Raw genomic sequence first — 16,390 nt, forward strand, 5'->3', positions numbered from 1 at the left:
GCCCACGCCCACATCAAGGGAGCGCAAGTGAAGTTCCACGTAGGTCGCGACGTCTTCAGCGAGGCTGTGTCGTTCGTTGTGAAGCTCCTGCCGCAGCGCAATCCGCAGCCGATCCTCGCCGGCGTCCTCATCGAGGCGGGCGAGAACGGCCTGTCGCTGTCGGCGTTCGACTACGAGGCATCCGCCCGCACCACCATCGAGGCGAGCATCGACGAGCCCGGCACGATCCTCGTTCACGGTCGGCTTCTCTCGGACATCGCCAGTCGGCTGCCGAACGCGCCCATCCAGATGGAGCTCGAAGACGACGGCATCGCGCTCACCTGTGGCTCGGCACGCTTCATGCTCGCGTCCATGCCGGTGCAGGAATACCCCGCCATCCCCGAGGTGACGGGCGAGTCCGGACTCGTGCCGGCCGAAGACTTCGCCACCGCGATCGCACAGGTGGCGTTCGCGGCATCGCGCGATGATGTCACCCCGGTGCTCACCGGTGTGCAGCTCGAGGTCAGCGGCACCCAGCTGAGTCTGGTGGCCACCGACCGCTACCGTGTCGCACTGCGCGACATTCCGTGGGACGGCGGGTCGGCGGCATCCGCCGAAGGTACCTCGGCACTGGTGCCGGCGCGCACCCTCACCGAGGTGGGCAAGACGTTCTCGCACGGCGGCGACATCTCGGTCTCGTTCTCGGGTGCGGGCGACCGCGAGATCATCGCGTTCACCTCGGGCAACAAGACCGTCACCTCGCTGCTGATCAAGGGCAACTTCCCGCCGGTGCGGCGCCTGTTCCCCGACCAGACCGAGCACTACGCCGTCGTGAACACGGCCGACCTCGCCGAGGCGGTGCGCCGCGTCGCGCTCGTGCTCGACCGGTCGGCGCCGCTGCGGTTCACGTTCACGGCCGACGGCGTGTCGATGGATGCCTCGGGCACCGAGCAGGCGCGCGCCACCGAGTCCGTCGACGCCACGCTCACCGGCGGCGACGACGTGACGCTCGGCCTGAACCCGCAGTACCTGCTCGAGGCCCTCGGTGCGGTGCGCAGCGAGTTCACCCGCATCACGTTCACGTCGAGCGAGAACGCGAACAAGCTCAGCCCGGTGCTGATCACCCCGCAGACCTCGGTCGACAAGGGCGGCGAAGACACCTTCCGCTACCTGCTGCAGCCCAACCTGTTGCTGCGCTGAGCCTGCCTCGCGCGGCGGCTCCCGCCTCCGGTCACCGGGATCGTCGCTGCGCGGTCGTGCCCGTGCGCGTCGTCGCTGCCGCACGGCATCGCGTCGTGGTGGGGCGGCGGGTGGCGCAGCCGGGGGCGGATGGGGGTGGCGCTCGGTAGGCTTGATACGGTGATCGTCGAGCACCTCAGCCTGGTGGATTTCCGCAACTATGCGGCCGCCGACGTCGTGCTGGGCGCGGGCGCCAACGTGTTCATCGGCCGCAACGGGCAGGGCAAGACGAACCTCGCCGAGGCCCTCGCCTACTTCGCCACACTCGGCTCGCACCGGGTGTCGACCGACGCGCCCATGGTGCGGCACGGGGCGGATGCCGCGGTGGTGCGCGCCCGCTTGGCCCACGGTCGGCGCCGGGTCGTGCTCGAGGTGCAGATCAACAAGCAGGGGTCGAACAAGGCGCGGGTGGGCGGCGCTCCGGTCAAGCCCGCCGAGTTGCCGCGCTACGCGCAGGTCGTGCTGTTCGCGCCCGAAGACCTGCAGATCGTGCGCGGAGATCCGTCCGCACGCCGCCGTTTCGCCGACCAGCTGCTCGTGCAGCGATCGCCGCGCATGGCCGGGGTGATCGCCGACTACGACCGGGTGCTGCGACAGCGCAATGCGCTGCTGAAGTCCGCCCGGGCCCGCGGCATCCGGGGCGATCAACTCGGCACCCTCGACGTCTGGGACGACAAGCTCGTCACACTGGGCGCCGCGCTGATCGACGCCCGCCTCGCCCTGGCCGCCGACCTGGCCGGCCCGCTGTCGCGGGCCTATGCGGCGATCGCCGGCGCCGACCACGATCCCCGACTGGAGTGGGCCCTCTCGGTGCAGGGCGCCGACCCCGAAGAGGGGGCCGACGACGAACGCACCGAGCTCGAGGGCAGCACCGTCGACCTGTTCCGCGCCGCGCTGGCGGCCAAGCGCCCGGCCGAGCTGGAGCGCGGCATCACCCTCGTGGGGCCCCACCGCGACGACCTGGTGCTGCGCGTGCGCGGTCTGCCGGTGCGCGGATACGCCTCGCACGGTGAGTCGTGGTCGGTCGCATTGGGTCTGCGGCTCGCGTCGGCCGAACTGCTGCGCTCCGAATCGATGCTCGGAGACCCCATCCTCATCCTCGACGACGTGTTCGCCGAGCTCGATGCCGACCGCCGCGCGCGACTGGCCGCCCTCGCCGCGGACTACGAACAGGTCATTGTCACCAGCGCCGTCGAAGCCGACGTGCCCGAGGCGCTGCGCGCCCACGTGGTGCGGGTCGAGGCCGGTACCATCGTCGGCATCGAGCCCGTCGAGCCCGCGGCCGGGGAACCGGTGGCGGCCGGGTCGGCTGGATCCGAGGCGGGCGGATCTGAGCCTGCGGTGCGCGACACCGGCGTGCCGGCGATGGATGCCGGCGGCTCGGCGACCGATGCCGTCCCACCCGTGGGGGTGGCCGATGACCGATGATGAGCCCGAGCCGCTGCCCGAAACCATCGCCACCTATCTGCGACTGCGCGGCCTCGACCCGTCGCCGCGCGCCCGCCGGCGGCGCCGGCGACGGGGCGTGGACGACGAGAACCAGCCGTTCACCGCGGGCCGTGATCCGCACGGGGTCGGCGAGGTGCTGCAGGCGTTCACACACCAGGCCGGCTGGGACTCGTCGCTGGCCCGCGCCGACCTGGTGCGGCAGTGGGACGAGGTCGCCGGCGTCGAGACCGCCGCACACACCCGACCGGTGGGACTGGCCGACGGGATGCTGACGGTGCAGTGCGATTCCACCGCCTGGGCCAAACAGCTGCAGCTGATGCGTGCACACATCCTCACCGAGATCCTGCGGCGCTACCCGGACGCGGGCGTCGACAGCATCCGATTCATCGGACCGGACGTCCCCTCGTGGAAATGGGGTCCCAGAGCCGTTCCAGGGCGCGGTCCGCGCGATACCTACGGATAAGGCAGGTCCGGGCCTGGCCGTCACCGTTTTCTGCGCTCAGACGGGCGTACATGCCGCTTTTCGGTGCCCGCATTGGTAAGATGGATCGGTCGGCCAGAACGAATCGGAGTGCGGATCACCTATGACGTCACAGACACCGGAGAACGAGTCCGCACCGGCGAACGAGCAGCCCGCTCCCACCCCCGCCCCCGTGAACAACGACTACGGTGCCGACGCCATCCAGGTGCTCGAGGGGCTCGAAGCCGTCCGCAAGCGCCCCGGCATGTACATCGGCTCGACCGGTGAGCGCGGACTGCACCACCTCGTGCAGGAGATCGTCGACAACTCGGTCGACGAGGCCCTGGCCGGCTATTGCGACACCATCGAGGTGACGATCCTGGCCGACGGCGGCATCCGGTGCGTCGACAACGGTCGTGGCATCCCCGTCGACCCGCACTCGTCCGACCCGACCAAGTCCACCGTCGAGGTCGTGCTGACCGTCCTGCACGCGGGCGGCAAGTTCGGTGGCGGCGGCTACGCGGTCTCGGGCGGCCTGCACGGCGTGGGTTCGTCGGTGGTCAACGCGCTGTCGACCCGGTTCGAGGTCGAGGTCAAGCGCAAGGGCCACGTCTGGCGGCAGACCTTCGCCGACGGGGGTGCTCCGCAGGGCCCGCTGCAGAAGGGCGAGCCCACCGACCAGACCGGCACGACCATCACGTTCTGGCCCGATGACTCGATCTTCGACACCGTCGACTTCGACTACGACACGCTGCGGGTGCGGTTCCAGCAGATGGCGTTCCTGAACAAGGGGCTCAGCATCTCGCTGCGCGATGAGCGCGAGAAGGCGATCGAGGTCGACGACGTCGACGGCGAAGAGGTCGTCACCCAGCGGCACGACACCTTCTTGTACGAGCGCGGGCTGGTCGACTACGTCGAGTACCTGAACCGGGTGCGCAAGGCCGAGCACGTGCACGACGAGATCATCGACTTCGAGTCCGAAGACACCGAGCGCAAGATCTCGCTCGAGGTCGCCATGCAGTGGACGACCGGGTACACCGAGAACGTGTTCACCTTCGCGAACACCATCAACACGCATGAGGGCGGCACGCACGAAGAGGGCTTCCGGGCGGCGCTGACCACGCTGGTGAACCGGTACGCGCGCGCCAACAACCTACTCAAGGACAAGGACGACAACCTGTCGGGCGACGACGTGCGCGAAGGTCTCACCGCCGTCATCTCGGTCAAGCTCTCAGAACCGCAGTTCGAGGGCCAGACCAAGACCAAGCTCGGCAACACCGAGGCGAAGGCCTTCGTGCAGAAGGTCGTCGGCGACCGGCTGGGCGACTGGTTCGACCGCAACCCGACCGCCGCCAAGAACATCATCCGCAAGTCGATCGAGGCGGCCACCGCACGACTGGCCGCACGCAAGGCACGCGAGACCGCGAGACGCAAGAGCGTGTTCGAATCGGCGTCCATGCCCGACAAGCTCAAGGACTGCACCAGCAAGGACCCGTCGATCAGCGAGATCTTCCTCGTCGAGGGGGACTCGGCCGGCGGCTCGGCCGTGCAGGGCCGTGACCCGCACACCCAGGCGATCCTCGCGCTGCGCGGCAAGATCCTCAACGTCGAGCGGGCGCGCCTGGACCGGGCGCTGGGAAACAACGAGATCCAGGCGATGATCCAGGCGTTCGGCACCGGAATCGGCGAGGACTTCGACATCGACAAGGCCCGGTACCACAAGATCGTGCTGATGGCCGACGCCGACGTCGACGGCCAGCACATCACGACCCTGCTGCTGACCCTGCTGTTCCGCTACATGCGTGGGCTCATCGAGGCCGGGTTCGTGTACCTGGCCATGCCGCCGCTGTACCGGCTGAAATGGACGAACGCGCCCCACGAGTACGTCTACTCCGACAACGAGCGCGACGCGCTGCTGGCCCACGGACTCGCGGAGGGCAAGCGCATCCCGAAAGACAACGGCATCCAGCGCTACAAGGGTCTGGGCGAGATGAACCCGAAGGAACTGTGGGAGACCACGATGGACCCCGAGACCCGCACCCTGCGGCAGGTGACCATCGACGACGCCGCGGCGGCCGACGAGATCTTCTCGGTGCTCATGGGCGAGGACGTCGAGTCCCGCCGCAGCTTCATCCAGCGCAACGCCAAGGACGTGCGCTTCCTCGACATCTGACCCGTCCGGCCCGCTGAGCGGGCACGGACGGCGAGACGAAGCGTGACACAGAGAGAACACACATGGCTGACGACGAACGCCCCACCGACGCACCCGCCCACAACCACGGCAAGATCGACCAGGTCGACCTGCAGGTCGAGATGCAGCGCAGCTACCTCGACTACGCGATGGCCGTCATCGTGGGCCGGGCGCTGCCCGACGTGCGCGACGGGCTCAAGCCCGTGCACCGCCGCGTCATCTACGGCATGTACGACGGCGGGTACCGCCCCGACAAGTCGTTCTCGAAGTGCGCCCGCGTGGTCGGCGAGGTGATGGGTCAGTACCACCCGCACGGCGACGCCCCGATCTACGACACCCTGGTGCGGCTCGTGCAGCCCTGGACCATGCGCTACCCGCTCGCGCTCGGCCAGGGAAACTTCGGCTCGCCCGGCAACATGGGCGCCGCCGCCCCCCGGTACACCGAGACCAAGATGGCCCCGCTCGCGCTCGAGATGGTGCGCGACATCGAAGAAGAGACCGTCGACTTCGAGCCGAACTACGACGGGCAGACCCAGGAACCGACCGTCCTGCCCTCGAGGTTCCCGAACCTGCTGGTCAACGGGTCGGTCGGCATCGCCGTGGGCATGGCCACGAACATCCCCCCGCACAACCTGCGCGAGGTGGCCTCCGGTGCACTGTGGGCGCTGGAGCACCCCGAGGCATCCCGCGAAGAACTGCTCGAGGCGCTGCTGCGCCGCATCCCCGGCCCGGACTTCCCGACCGCGGCGCAGATCCTCGGGACCCGCGGCATCCACGACGCCTACCGCACCGGGCGCGGCTCCATCACCATGCGGGCCGTGGTGAACGTCGAAGAGATCCACGGCCGCACCTGCCTGGTCGTCACCGAGCTGCCCTACCAGGTCAACCCCGACAACGTGGCGATCAAGATCCGCGACCTCGCCCGTGACGGCAAGATCGCCGGGATCGCCGACATCCGCGACGAGTCCAGCGACCGCACCGGGCAGCGCCTGGTGATCGTGTTGCGCAAGGATGCCGTCGCCAAGGTCGTGCTGAACAACCTGTACAAGCACACCCAGCTGCAGGAGAACTTCGGCGCGAACATGCTCGCGATCGTCGACGGGGTGCCGCGCACGCTGGCGCTGGACGGGTTCATCCAGCACTGGGTGAACCACCAGATCGACGTGATCGTGCGGCGCACCCGGTACCGGCTGCGCAAGGCCGAGGAGCGCATGCACATCCTGCGCGGCTACCTCAAGGCGCTCGACGCGCTCGACGAGGTCATCGCGTTGATCCGGCGTTCACCCACGGTCGACGAGGCGCGCGAGGGGCTGAAGGGCCTGCTCGACATCGACAACGATCAGGCCGACGCGATCCTGGCGATGCAGCTGCGCCGCCTGGCCGCGCTGGAACGGCAGAAGATCATCGACGAGGCGGCCGACCTCGAGCTGCAGATCGCCGACTTCAACGCGATCCTCGCCGACCCGGCCCGCCAGCGCAGCATCATCCGCGACGAGCTGACCGAGATCGTCGCGAAGTTCGGCGACGACCGGCGCACCCAGATCCTGCCCGGATACGACGGCGACATGTCGATCGAAGACCTCATCCCCGAAGAAGAGATGGTGGTCACCGTCACCCGCGAGGGCTACATCAAGCGCACCCGCAGCGACAACTACCGCTCGCAGCACCGTGGCGGCAAGGGCGTGAAGGGGGCGCAGTTGCGGGCGGATGACGTCGTCGAGCACTTCTTCGTCACCACCACCCACCACTGGCTGCTGTTCTTCACCGACAAGGGTCGGGTGTATCGGGCGAAGGCGTACGAGGTGCCCGAGGCCGGGCGCGACGCGAAGGGCCAGCACGTGGCGAACCTGCTCGCGCTGCAGCCCGAAGAGGAGATCACCCAGATCCTCGACATCCGCACCTACGACGACGCGCAGTACCTGGTGCTGGCCACGCGCAGCGGTCGGGTGAAGAAGACCGCGCTGAGCGAGTACGACACCAACCGGCAGGGCGGCATCATCGCGATCCGGCTGCGTGAGGACGACGAGCTGGTCAGCGCACTGCTGGTCGACGAGGACGACGAGCTGCTGCTGATCAGCCGCAACGGCATGTCGCTGCGGTTCGCCGCGACCGACGAGGCGCTGCGGCCGATGGGTCGATCGACCGAGGGCGTGAAGGGCATGTCGTTCCGCGGCGACGACAGCCTGCTGTCGGCGTCGGTGGTCACCGACTCCGGGTACGTGTTCGTGGTGACCGAGGGCGGCTACGCCAAGCGCACCGCGGTGGGCGAATACCGGGTGCAGGGCCGCGGCGGTCTGGGCATCAAGGTGGCCAAGCTCAACGACGATCGCGGGCATCTGGCGGGCGGTCTGATCGCGACCGAGGACGACGAGGTCTTGGTGGTTCTTGCCAGCGGCAAGGTGGTACGCTCTGCCGTGGCCGAGGTGCCCGCCAAGGGCCGCGACACCATGGGAGTCGTGTTCGCCCGACCTGACGACGACGATCGGATCATCGCGATCGCCCGGAACTCCGAGCGTGGGCTGGGCGAGTCGGATGCGGAGGATGCCGCGCCCGGCGACGCGGCCGACGCGGCGGCGACAGCATCCGACCCGGCCCCCGAGACCCCCGAAGAGAGTACTGACGCATGAGCACGGTAGCCGACAAGCTGGCCAAGAAGTCCAGTCACAAGACGAGTGCGAAGCAGGTGCGGCTGCGCCTGGTCTATGTCGACTTCTGGTCGGCTGTGAAGCTGTCGTTCCTGGCGGCGGTGGCGATGGCGGTCGTGACGATCGTGTCGTTCTTCTTGATCTACATGGTGGTGTCGGCGACCGGTCTGATCGCGAAGATGGATGAGCTGTTCAAGAGCATCAGCGACGGCGGTATCGCCTTGTCATCGGTCGTCGGTCTGCCGCAGGTGATGGCGATGGCGGCGATCATCGCGATCCTGAACCTCATCGTGATGACCGTGCTGGGCGCGGTGATCGCCGGGCTGTACAACCTGGCGGTCAAGATCACCGGTGGCCTGCTGATCGGCTTCACCTCGAACTGAGACCGGCGCCTGCCGGCGTAGGTCGGTCGCGGCTGTGCGCATCCCGGCCGAGGTCGGCGCCCTCCCGGTGCAGGGCGATCGCGGCCGTGGTCGCTGTGGCGAGAGTGCTTCTGACGGACGAGGATGCGGGGATTGCCCGCACTCTGGTCCGGGAAGAGCACTCTCGCGGCACGGCGCAGCCTGCGGAAGGCGGCGTGCGGGGCGGCGGTGGGCCGGGTCAGACGACGCCCGCGGTGCCGAGCAGCATCCCGATCAGCCACGTCGCTGCCAGGGCGAGCGCGCCGCCGACGATGAGCCGGGTCGCCGCTCGCAGCTTGGGTGCGCCGCCGAGGCGCGCGGCCAGGGTGCCGGTGCCCGCGAGGGCGACCAGCACGGCGATCACCGTGACGGCGATGCGGGCGGATGCCGGCACCAGCACGATCGCGAGCATCGGCAGCAGCGCACCGATCGTGAACGACACCGCGGACGAGAGCGCGGCCTGCCACGGGCTGACCAAGTCCTCCTGGTCGATGTGCAGTTCGACTTCGAGGTGGGCCGCAAGGGCGTCGTGGGCGGTGAGTTCTTCGGCGACGCGGCGTGCGGTGGCCGGGCTGAGACCGCGCTGGCGGTAGAGCGCGGTGAGCTCGTCGAGCTCTTCGTCGGGCATCTCGGCGAGCTCGCGCTGCTCTTTGGCGATGAGGGCGCGTTCGGTGTCGCGTTGGCTGCTGACCGACACGTACTCGCCGAGCGCCATCGACACCGCACCGCCGACGAGGGCGGCGGAGCCGGCGGTGATGATGGCGCCGAGATCGGTGGTGGCGGCCGCGACGCCGACCACGACGGCGGCGACCGAGACGATTCCGTCGTTCGCGCCGAGCACGCCGGCGCGCAGCCGGTTCAGGCGCTGGCCGAGGTTGTCGCCGTGCGGCTCGTCGGTGTGCAGAGCGCCCGGTGAGTCCATGGTTTCAGTGAAGCAACGGGGCCGTGGCGGCACAAGCGAGGACAGCCTCACCGATTCGGAAAATCGGGCCGATTCGGGTAATCTCTTGGAGGTTGACGGTGAACGTCAGCGGGGGTATAGCTCAGGCGGTTAGAGCGCTTCACTGATAATGAAGAGGTCCCAGGTTCAAGTCCTGGTACCCCCACCACGCAGAATCCTGGATTCACCGGGACTCATCGACCTCGCAGTCGCCGCCGGCGACCGCTGCCTGTGTCCGGCACCTGGTGGGTGTTCTGGCGCGTCGGCAACCGCCCGGACGGTCAGGTCGCCACGTGGACCGGCTTGATCGACGGTGTCGTGGTCGATGTGCTCGCCGTGTCTGCGCTCGTCGAGGCTGTGTCTGGGCAGCATCTCGGATGCCGCGTGCCGCGTCGGCATGTAAGATCGTCCGAGGGCTTCGGCCCGCCACTACGGGGCCTTAGCTCAGTTGGTAGAGCACCTGCTTTGCAAGCAGGGGGTCACCGGTTCGAACCCGGTAGGCTCCACCCGACATCAGAACCCTGGAATCACGTGGAGCCCGCGAGATCGCGACCACGGCACTGCCGTTCTCGAGGATCAGCCCGCTCGACGTCGACAACGACAGAGCCGGCAACCGGTTCGACCAGTTCCACGCGGACGAGTTGCAGCTGAAGGAGCACGAGGGGCGGCTACGCCACGACCCGAATACGCCGGGGAAGGGGCCGGATGATCATGCTGGTCATCTCGCGACAGACGGGGCCGGCGGCTCGCCCCACCTCGACAACCTCGTCAGCATGCTCGACAACGTCAACCTGCGCGAGTATGGAGGGGCTAGAACGGAGTTGGCGTTCGGTCCTCAACGACGTACCACCAGGTACTGTCAGCGTCGATGTGCGCGTTATCACGGATGCCAGCACGGGAAGGCCGACGCAGTTCATCGTGGATTACATCGTGAATGGACACCCCGAACAGGCCGTCATGAAGTAGGAGTCTGAATGTCAGAAGAAGCCATCATCTACGACTTCGTCTCAAAGTGGGTGTCACTTGCCAAGGAGTATCTCGCCGATGCGCCTGATGTCCGTGCACTCTACCTGTACGGTTCTCACGAACGGCTGGGGCGGAGCGAACAGATCTACTCTGCTCCGCTCTACGACCAAGGGGGCATCATCCGATTGCCGGGCGATGTCACCGGCACCGACAGCAGCATCGCGATACAACGGCAGGTGCTGACCCTGATGAACGACGATCTGGCAGAAGCGACGAGCGCCTTTGACGCAGCGGGGATCCCGGCGCCGACCGAGTACCGGGTGTATTACGAGCTGCCAACGGGGAAGCTCGACGTGCAGCTTTCGCGGGAGACGAGGTTCCTGGGTAACGATGATCTGATCCAAGCTGACGGGGTCGAGCTGTGGCTCGGTGACCGGGCGCCCCGACGCTGAAACCGGCTCTTCTGACTTCAGGTGCGGGTGGTGGGGTCGAGGCCGCCGGCGGCGAGGAGCGTGCAGAGCCGGTGGTTCTTGTAGAGGTCCGGCTGCTCAGAGTTCGAGGGGTTCGGCCGTGTTGTTGTCGATCAGGGTGATCCGTCCCTCTGCAGAACGCTCGAGAGTGATGTCGGCACCGACCTGGAGGTCGAGCAGCGGCAACACCGCCGGCTCCAGGCCGACGACGGTGTTGAAGTCGACGACGACCATGTTCCGCGGATCGTTGATGTACGCGTCGTCGTCGATCGCAGACAAGAACCTCCACCCGTTGTCGACCGGGTTGACCTGTGCCTCGCGGAACGCCCACCGCAACGGCGCCACTCCGTCCAACACGTTCCGAGAGACGATCGAGCCGCCTGCGTGGGGGACGAATTCAGTGGTGGGATTCGACATACTGCTCCATCCGTTGGAGAATGCTCTGCCGGTACGGCACAGTGCGTGCAATGGATTGTGGGGTCGTCCCGTGCTGGGAAGGCGTCTCGAAGTCCAGCATGACCGGCTGCTCGAACCAGAGGCTGTACACGGGTTCCAAGTCCTCATCGCCGTACTTCATCCGGAGAACCTCCCCACTGAGCTTCGGAACTTGGGCGGTCGTCGGAGTACTACTGATCAGCGGAGCATTCTGGCTTGCTCTGAGCGCAGTGCTTCCCGCTCGAAAGGCACAACCAGCATAAGGCGCCCCTACGGGGTAGGCGCCAAGTCTCCCAACCACAGCTGAATCCCGTCCTCGGGGACGAAGTCCTCGTTGCCGAGAAAGCGCGACTCTCGCGATACGGCCACGTCGACGCTTCCGGACTCGGTATCGAAGACGACACGGTACTCAGTCGGAGCGGGGGCCGAGATATCGTCAAACTGCTGTGTCGCGGCACCGAGGTCCTCGATCAGGAGCGCTTGCACTTCGCCGACCCGGGCAGGCGATGCATCGACACCACGCAGTTGGCTTGCGTAGACGATCCGCCCGTTCTGCTCGAAGAGGACATCGGCATATCGCACGCCCGACCGCCCTTCTCGCTCGTGGGAGCCGTAGAGGAAGATCTTGCTGACGTTGGGAGCCCCTGCGGAGAACTCCTTCCCGAGTCCCACCCACGAAGAGACCAGGTTGGTGACGATCTGCTGTTCACTCATATGCTTCCCCTTCACTGGTCGAAGACCCTGGTTCGGCGCACTCCGTTGACGACGGGTCGTCGCCCGCGTCTCGGGGACGAGGGTCGAGGGCGCCGTAGGATTCACGTGCGAGGCGGCCGTTGATGGCTTCTGTGGGCCCGTTCGATATCGTCGAGTCGGTCACGGATGCAGGAACGCCAGCAGGCCGTGCATGCCGATCTCGACGCCGATCGCGAGGATCAGAAAGCCCATGACCCGGGTCAGTGCGCCGATCACGGTGGCACCCATCTTGTCGACCAACGAGGTGCCGTAGCGCAGCACGAGGGAGGTCGCCACCGCGATCACCACACACGCGAGGATCACGCCGAGCCGCTCGAGCAGGGCAGGATGCCGGGCCGAGAGGGCGATGACCACGCCGATCGCTCCCGGGCCCGCGATCAGCGGCAGAGCCATGGGCGAAAAGCTCACGTCGGTCCTGGCCGCGACGCCGTGGCGCTCCACCGCCGACAGCGGCGCCTTGGCCGACAGCATCCCGAACCCGGAGTGCATCACGACCAGCCCACCGGCGACCTGCAGCGCGGGCAGTCCGATGCCCAGAAACGACAGCAGCAGCGTGCCGACCACCGCGAAGACGATGAGGATGCCGCCCACGTAGATGCCCGTGCGCCACGCCTGGCGGTGCACACTGGCGGCCGGCATCCCGGTCGTCATGCCCGCGAACGCCGCGAGCGCCGCCACCGGGTTGGTGATCGGGATCAGCGCGGCCAGCGCCGCGAGAAAGACGGGCAGCATCGCTCTCATTGTTCCAACCCGCGACGCCCCGCGGCAAGGGTGCGGCACGCGCACTGCGGGGTGGCATCCGGCCCCGCCTCGTCGGTCACAGCGTCTGCCCTGCGAGGAAGTGCCACCCCAGCCACCACCAGCACACGATCACCGCCACGCGGATCGCCGGGTCCGACAGCATCCGGTCGAACATCGCGGTGACGGATGCCTCGGCGTACCGCCGACCGATGACCCAGCCGGCGACCGCCAATGCCGCCGCACACGCCAGGAACGCCCCCGCGCTGATCACGATCATCGCGCGCCTCCCCGCCGCAGCAGCCAGACACCGCCGGCCAGCCACACCGCGATGAACGCGATCTGGCCCGGCACCGTGGCCACCGCCGGGTTCAGCAGGTCGCTCAGCGCGAACGATGTGGCATCGGGATGCACCAGCCCGAGGATGAACTGCACCAGTTCCCAGATGCAGCCCGCCACCAGGATCACCGCCCACGCCAGGGCCAGGCGACGGATGCCCGGCCCGAACGAGGTCGGATGCCTCGGGTGCGCGAGAGCCGCACCCGACCAGGCGAGCGCGACCGCCGGCATCCCGATCACGATCACCAGCACCTGCATCAGCGGACTGTGCCGCGGCAGAAAGCACAGCACCGCCCCGGCCACCGCGGCCGCACCGGCCAGCCACGGCAAGGCCACCCGCCACCGTGGCGGAGCCGGCAGCACCCCGCGCGCCAGCAGCCACACCCCCACCGCGGCCGCGGCGTACACCGCCGCGTCGAACCACTGCAGCCGCACGATCTGCACGATGCCGATCGCCGCGAGGATGAAGATCCAGCAGCCGACCGGCCACCGCGCGGTGCGCACAGGCGTCGCCTGTGCGGGCGCCGGTCGGCGGTGCGTGCGACGATGCTTCTCGCGTGGTTCCATGCCTGAGATCTCTCCCTCGACGGAACTCTAGTCACCGCGCCGGCGGCGGGCGCCGCGGTCACGGTCATAGTGTGGTGCTCATGGACCTGCGCGTCGCCGCATATGCGGTCATCATCGACGAAGACGACCGCATCCTGCTCTCGCGCTGGATCGAAGGCCGCCGGCCCGCGTGGACCATGCCCGGCGGCGGCCTGGATGCCGGTGAAGACCCCGCCGACGCCGTGCGGCGCGAGGTGCGCGAAGAGACCGGCTACCGGGTGCAGGTCGGCGACCTGCTCGGCATCCACTCCCGCGTGATCCCCGCGGGGCGCCGGGTCACCCCCGATGCCGTGGCACCGTTGCACACGCTGCGCATCGTCTACCGCGCCCGCATCGTCGGCGGGCGCCTGCGCAACGAGGTCGGCGGCTCCACCGACCGCGCCGACTGGTTCGCGCTCTCGGGGGTGCGCCGGCTGCACCGCGTGAAGCTGATCGACATCGCCCTGAAGATGGCCGATGTCGCGTATTGAGACGGATGCGCCCGGGCACGACGGCATCCCACACCGACACCCGTGACGCCGAGCGGTGACCCGGGACACACCCGGGTCTCAGGCTCACGCCTCGGGCGCGCGCAGCGGGTCGTCGGCGACCCAGAGCTCGTCGTCGGCGCGCAGCGTCTGCCACGCCGCGTACGCCACGCCGATCGCGGCGGCAGCCCCCAGCAGGATGGCGATCACGCCACCGGCGCCGATCCCCTTCTTCTCGGTCTTGCGCTGCGCGGCGGCGAGCTGGGCCGCGAACTGCTTCGAGGCCTTCTTGCCCTTCTTCTTCGCGTTCTTGGCCAGGTCGTCGAGGTCGGGCAGCGACAGGCCGCGACCGCTCGCGATCTTCTCGCGGGTCGTGTTCGCGGCATCCCACACCGACAACGCCGACCCCACGACCGCACCGGCCGCCGGGACCAGCTTGTCGTTGAACACGTGCTGCGCGGTCTTCACGCCCTTGTCGACGTACGGGGCGGCGTAGCGCTCGTAGTTCGCCTGCACGGTCGGTGCGAGGTGCTCGCGGTTGTAGTTGCCGAGCTGGCGGCCGGCTTCGCGGGCGACCGACGCGGCCTCACCGACCAGCACCTGCTGCGACGCCCACAGCTTGTTCGCCTGCTCCTGGAGCTTGCGGAGTTCCTTCTTGCGCTTGCGGCTGAGGCTCACGGGGTGCCCTCCCTGTCGTTGGGTCGTGTGCCTTCTCATCTTGCCAGACCCACCCGGGCGCGCACGAGGATGTGCAGAACATCGGCAGGCAACTCTGAAAGAATGACCCCATGCCTGAAGCAACCGCCGTCGCCACCTTCCACACCAATCACGGCGACATCGTCGTCAACCTCTTCGGCGACCACGCGCCGCGCACGGTGCAGAACTTCATCGGCCTGGCCGACGGCACCGGCGAGTGGACCGACCCGCGCACCGGCCGCCCGGGTGAGGGCCCCCTGTACACGGATGTCGTCTTCCACCGCATCATCCCCGGTTTCATGATCCAGGGCGGCGACCCGCTGGGCGTGGGCACCGGCGGACCGGGATACACGTTCAACGACGAGATCCACCCCGAACTGACCTTCTCGACGCCGTACCTGCTCGCCATGGCCAACGCCGGCCTGCGCCGCAACGCGATCACCGGCGCCGCCGAGGGCACCAACGGCTCGCAGTTCTTCATCACCACCGACCCGACGCCGTGGCTGCAGGGCAAGCACACCATCTTCGGTGAGGTGGCGGATGCCGCGTCCCGCGCGGTCGTCGACGAGATCGCCGCGGTCGAGACCGGGGCCCAGGACCGCCCGGTCGAGCCGGTCGTGATCTCGTCGATCGACATCGCCGCGGCGTGAGGCCGAGCGCGCTCGCCGCATGACGTCCGCTGATTTCGCGAACAATCGCGACAACTTCTGCTACCGGCATCCCGACCGGCAGAGCTTCGTGCTGTGCCAGCGCTGCCTGCGCACCATCTGCCCGGAGTGCCAGATCCAGGCGCCGGTGGGCGTGATCTGCCCGGAGTGTCTGCGTGAGCAGCAGAAGAACGCGACCACCGCGCAGCGCAAGGCCGAGCGGCGATGGGGACGGCGGCCGACGGTCGTCGCAGCGCCGCTGGACCGGCGGCCGATGGCGACCTATTGGATCATCGGCATCACCCTGGTCGCGTACCTGACCCAGCTGATCCCCGGGTCGCCGGTCGCCCAGTGGTTCGCATTGAACAGCGTGTTCCTGGTGCCGCAGTTCGGGCACTTCGAGCCGTGGCGACTGCTCACCGTGCTGCTGGTGCACTCGGGACTGCTGCACGTCGGGCTCAACATGCTGGCCCTGTGGATGATCGGGCGCATCCTCGAGCCGCTGGTCGGCCACGTGCGGTTCGTCGTGCTGTACCTGATCGCCGGCATCGGCGGTTCGGTGGCGGTCGCCCTGCTCGCCCCCGGTACCTTCGTCGTCGGTGCCTCCGGCGCGATCTTCGGGCTGTTCGGCGCGCTGCTGGTGATCGGTCGGCACATCGGTGCGAACGTGGCGAGCATCGCGATCATCATCGCGATCAACTTCGCGTTCCCGTTCGTGGTGGGTCTGCTGTCGGGGTCGATGGCGGCCGTTCAGATCTCGTGGCAGGCGCACCTGGGAGGGCTGATCGCCGGATGCGCCGTCGGGTTCATCTACGCCCGTACCCGCGCGGTGCGCCAGCGCGGACTGCAGATCGGCCTGCTCGTCGCGCTCACCGTCGTGCTGCTGGGCCTGCTGGCCATCCCCGCCCTGGTCTGAGGCGCGCCGGCGCGGCCGGTGTCGACATCATCCGGGGCGGCACGGATGCTCGC

18 protein-coding genes and 2 tRNA genes are annotated in these 16,390 nt (G+C 68.4%); 13 read left to right on the plus strand and 7 right to left on the minus strand.

Features of this window, described 5'->3' with window-relative positions; genetic code table 11:
- Positions 1–27: 27 nt before the first annotated feature.
- From dnaN to H577_RS0111755, 6 genes are all read left to right on the plus strand, one after another.
- Positions 28–1,179, plus strand: coding sequence for a DNA polymerase III subunit beta (gene dnaN, locus H577_RS0111730; protein ID WP_029146108.1), 1,152 nt, complete (start codon positions 28–30; stop codon positions 1,177–1,179).
- Between the two features lie 159 nt (positions 1,180–1,338).
- Entirely contained in the window at positions 1,339–2,646 is a 1,308-nt protein-coding gene (gene recF, locus H577_RS16350; RefSeq protein WP_084516186.1) for a DNA replication/repair protein RecF, read from the plus strand.
- A complete protein-coding gene (locus H577_RS0111740; RefSeq protein WP_029146109.1) occupies positions 2,636–3,130 on the plus strand; it encodes a DciA family protein in 495 nt (164 codons plus the stop codon). The genes recF and H577_RS0111740 overlap by 11 nt, the downstream gene beginning before the upstream one ends.
- Before the next feature lie 121 nt (positions 3,131–3,251).
- Positions 3,252–5,300: a DNA topoisomerase (ATP-hydrolyzing) subunit B gene (gyrB, locus tag H577_RS0111745; protein WP_029146110.1), complete on the plus strand. Its 2,049-nt coding sequence runs from the start codon at positions 3,252–3,254 to the stop codon at positions 5,298–5,300.
- A gap of 62 nt (positions 5,301–5,362) precedes the next feature.
- On the plus strand, positions 5,363–7,945 hold the full coding sequence (gyrA, locus tag H577_RS0111750; protein ID WP_029146111.1) for a DNA gyrase subunit A: 2,583 nt from the start codon (positions 5,363–5,365) through the stop codon (positions 7,943–7,945).
- Positions 7,942–8,346, plus strand: a complete 405-nt coding sequence (locus tag H577_RS0111755; protein WP_029146112.1) for a DUF3566 domain-containing protein — start codon at positions 7,942–7,944, stop codon at positions 8,344–8,346. Before gyrA ends, H577_RS0111755 begins: the two co-directional genes overlap by 4 nt.
- 217 nt (positions 8,347–8,563) lie before the next feature.
- Here the strand turns inward: H577_RS0111755 and H577_RS0111760 are convergent, their stop codons facing one another.
- Positions 8,564–9,286: a VIT1/CCC1 transporter family protein gene (locus H577_RS0111760; RefSeq protein WP_029146113.1), complete on the minus strand. Its 723-nt coding sequence runs from the start codon at positions 9,284–9,286 to the stop codon at positions 8,564–8,566.
- A gap of 110 nt (positions 9,287–9,396) precedes the next feature.
- Between H577_RS0111760 and H577_RS0111765 the strand changes: the two genes are divergently transcribed.
- The 4 genes from H577_RS0111765 (at position 9,397) to H577_RS0111775 (ending at position 10,722) form a co-directional block, all read left to right on the plus strand.
- A tRNA-Ile gene (locus H577_RS0111765) sits at positions 9,397–9,473 on the plus strand.
- A gap of 264 nt (positions 9,474–9,737) precedes the next feature.
- A tRNA-Ala gene (locus H577_RS0111770) sits at positions 9,738–9,810 on the plus strand.
- Between the two features lie 69 nt (positions 9,811–9,879).
- Positions 9,880–10,278: a DNA/RNA non-specific endonuclease gene (locus tag H577_RS18280; protein WP_425411319.1), complete on the plus strand. Its 399-nt coding sequence runs from the start codon at positions 9,880–9,882 to the stop codon at positions 10,276–10,278.
- Positions 10,279–10,722, plus strand: a complete 444-nt coding sequence (locus H577_RS0111775; RefSeq protein ID WP_029146114.1) for a hypothetical protein — start codon at positions 10,279–10,281, stop codon at positions 10,720–10,722.
- Between the two features lie 96 nt (positions 10,723–10,818).
- On the opposite strand, the gene H577_RS0111780 is transcribed toward H577_RS0111775, so the two are convergent.
- The 5 genes from H577_RS0111780 to H577_RS0111805 form a co-directional block, all read right to left on the minus strand.
- On the minus strand, positions 10,819–11,157 hold the full coding sequence (locus tag H577_RS0111780) for a DUF2185 domain-containing protein (RefSeq protein WP_029146115.1): 339 nt from the start codon (positions 11,155–11,157) through the stop codon (positions 10,819–10,821).
- Between the two features lie 288 nt (positions 11,158–11,445).
- Positions 11,446–11,889, minus strand: a complete 444-nt coding sequence (locus H577_RS0111790) for a hypothetical protein (RefSeq protein WP_029146117.1) — start codon at positions 11,887–11,889, stop codon at positions 11,446–11,448.
- Between the two features lie 159 nt (positions 11,890–12,048).
- Complete coding sequence (locus tag H577_RS0111795) at positions 12,049–12,660, minus strand: MarC family protein (protein ID WP_084516189.1); 612 nt, start codon at positions 12,658–12,660, stop codon at positions 12,049–12,051.
- A gap of 85 nt (positions 12,661–12,745) precedes the next feature.
- Positions 12,746–12,946, minus strand: coding sequence for a DUF6186 family protein (locus tag H577_RS0111800; protein ID WP_029146119.1), 201 nt, complete (start codon positions 12,944–12,946; stop codon positions 12,746–12,748).
- Positions 12,943–13,572 carry a hypothetical protein gene (locus tag H577_RS0111805; protein WP_029146120.1) on the minus strand — a complete coding sequence of 210 codons (630 nt, stop codon included), beginning with the start codon at positions 13,570–13,572 and terminating at the stop codon, positions 12,943–12,945. The genes H577_RS0111800 and H577_RS0111805 overlap by 4 nt, the downstream gene beginning before the upstream one ends.
- A gap of 80 nt (positions 13,573–13,652) precedes the next feature.
- Here H577_RS0111805 and H577_RS0111810 point away from each other — a divergent pair, with 80 nt between their 5' ends.
- Positions 13,653–14,081 (plus strand): NUDIX hydrolase, encoded by a 429-nt coding sequence (locus H577_RS0111810; protein ID WP_029146121.1) that lies wholly within the window; start codon positions 13,653–13,655, stop codon positions 14,079–14,081.
- A gap of 84 nt (positions 14,082–14,165) precedes the next feature.
- Here H577_RS0111810 and H577_RS0111815 read toward each other — a convergent pair whose 3' ends face one another.
- Entirely contained in the window at positions 14,166–14,756 is a 591-nt protein-coding gene (locus H577_RS0111815; RefSeq protein ID WP_029146122.1) for a hypothetical protein, read from the minus strand.
- A gap of 110 nt (positions 14,757–14,866) precedes the next feature.
- Here H577_RS0111815 and H577_RS0111820 point away from each other — a divergent pair, with 110 nt between their 5' ends.
- Together H577_RS0111820 and H577_RS0111825 are read left to right on the plus strand one after the other, a co-directional pair.
- Positions 14,867–15,424 carry a peptidylprolyl isomerase gene (locus H577_RS0111820; RefSeq protein ID WP_029146123.1) on the plus strand — a complete coding sequence of 186 codons (558 nt, stop codon included), beginning with the start codon at positions 14,867–14,869 and terminating at the stop codon, positions 15,422–15,424.
- Positions 15,425–15,443: 19 nt separating this feature from the next.
- Positions 15,444–16,337, plus strand: a complete 894-nt coding sequence (locus H577_RS0111825) for a rhomboid family intramembrane serine protease (RefSeq protein WP_029146124.1) — start codon at positions 15,444–15,446, stop codon at positions 16,335–16,337.
- Positions 16,338–16,390: the final 53 nt, after the last annotated feature.

The sequence above is a fragment of the Microbacterium luticocti DSM 19459 genome, assembly GCF_000422405.1.
Lineage (GTDB): Bacteria > Actinomycetota > Actinomycetes > Actinomycetales > Microbacteriaceae > Microbacterium > Microbacterium luticocti.

Excerpts from the sequence above, each read along its gene's own strand:
- H577_RS0111740 (WP_029146109.1), top strand. The coding sequence starts at position 2,636 with ATGACCGATGATGAGCCCGAGCCGCTGCCCGAAACCATCGCCACCTAT.
- gyrB (WP_029146110.1), top strand. The coding sequence starts at position 3,252 with ATGACGTCACAGACACCGGAGAACGAGTCCGCACCGGCGAACGAGCAG.
- gyrA (WP_029146111.1), top strand. The coding sequence starts at position 5,363 with ATGGCTGACGACGAACGCCCCACCGACGCACCCGCCCACAACCACGGC.
- H577_RS0111755 (WP_029146112.1), top strand. The coding sequence starts at position 7,942 with ATGAGCACGGTAGCCGACAAGCTGGCCAAGAAGTCCAGTCACAAGACG.
- H577_RS0111760 (WP_029146113.1), bottom strand. The coding sequence starts at position 9,286 with ATGGACTCACCGGGCGCTCTGCACACCGACGAGCCGCACGGCGACAAC.
- H577_RS0111775 (WP_029146114.1), top strand. The coding sequence starts at position 10,279 with ATGTCAGAAGAAGCCATCATCTACGACTTCGTCTCAAAGTGGGTGTCA.
- H577_RS0111780 (WP_029146115.1), bottom strand. The coding sequence starts at position 11,157 with ATGTCGAATCCCACCACTGAATTCGTCCCCCACGCAGGCGGCTCGATC.
- H577_RS0111790 (WP_029146117.1), bottom strand. The coding sequence starts at position 11,889 with ATGAGTGAACAGCAGATCGTCACCAACCTGGTCTCTTCGTGGGTGGGA.
- H577_RS0111795 (WP_084516189.1), bottom strand. The coding sequence starts at position 12,660 with ATGCTGCCCGTCTTTCTCGCGGCGCTGGCCGCGCTGATCCCGATCACC.
- H577_RS0111800 (WP_029146119.1), bottom strand. The coding sequence starts at position 12,946 with ATGATCGTGATCAGCGCGGGGGCGTTCCTGGCGTGTGCGGCGGCATTG.
- H577_RS0111805 (WP_029146120.1), bottom strand. The coding sequence starts at position 13,572 with ATGGAACCACGCGAGAAGCATCGTCGCACGCACCGCCGACCGGCGCCC.
- H577_RS0111810 (WP_029146121.1), top strand. The coding sequence starts at position 13,653 with ATGGACCTGCGCGTCGCCGCATATGCGGTCATCATCGACGAAGACGAC.
- H577_RS0111820 (WP_029146123.1), top strand. The coding sequence starts at position 14,867 with ATGCCTGAAGCAACCGCCGTCGCCACCTTCCACACCAATCACGGCGAC.
- H577_RS0111825 (WP_029146124.1), top strand. The coding sequence starts at position 15,444 with ATGACGTCCGCTGATTTCGCGAACAATCGCGACAACTTCTGCTACCGG.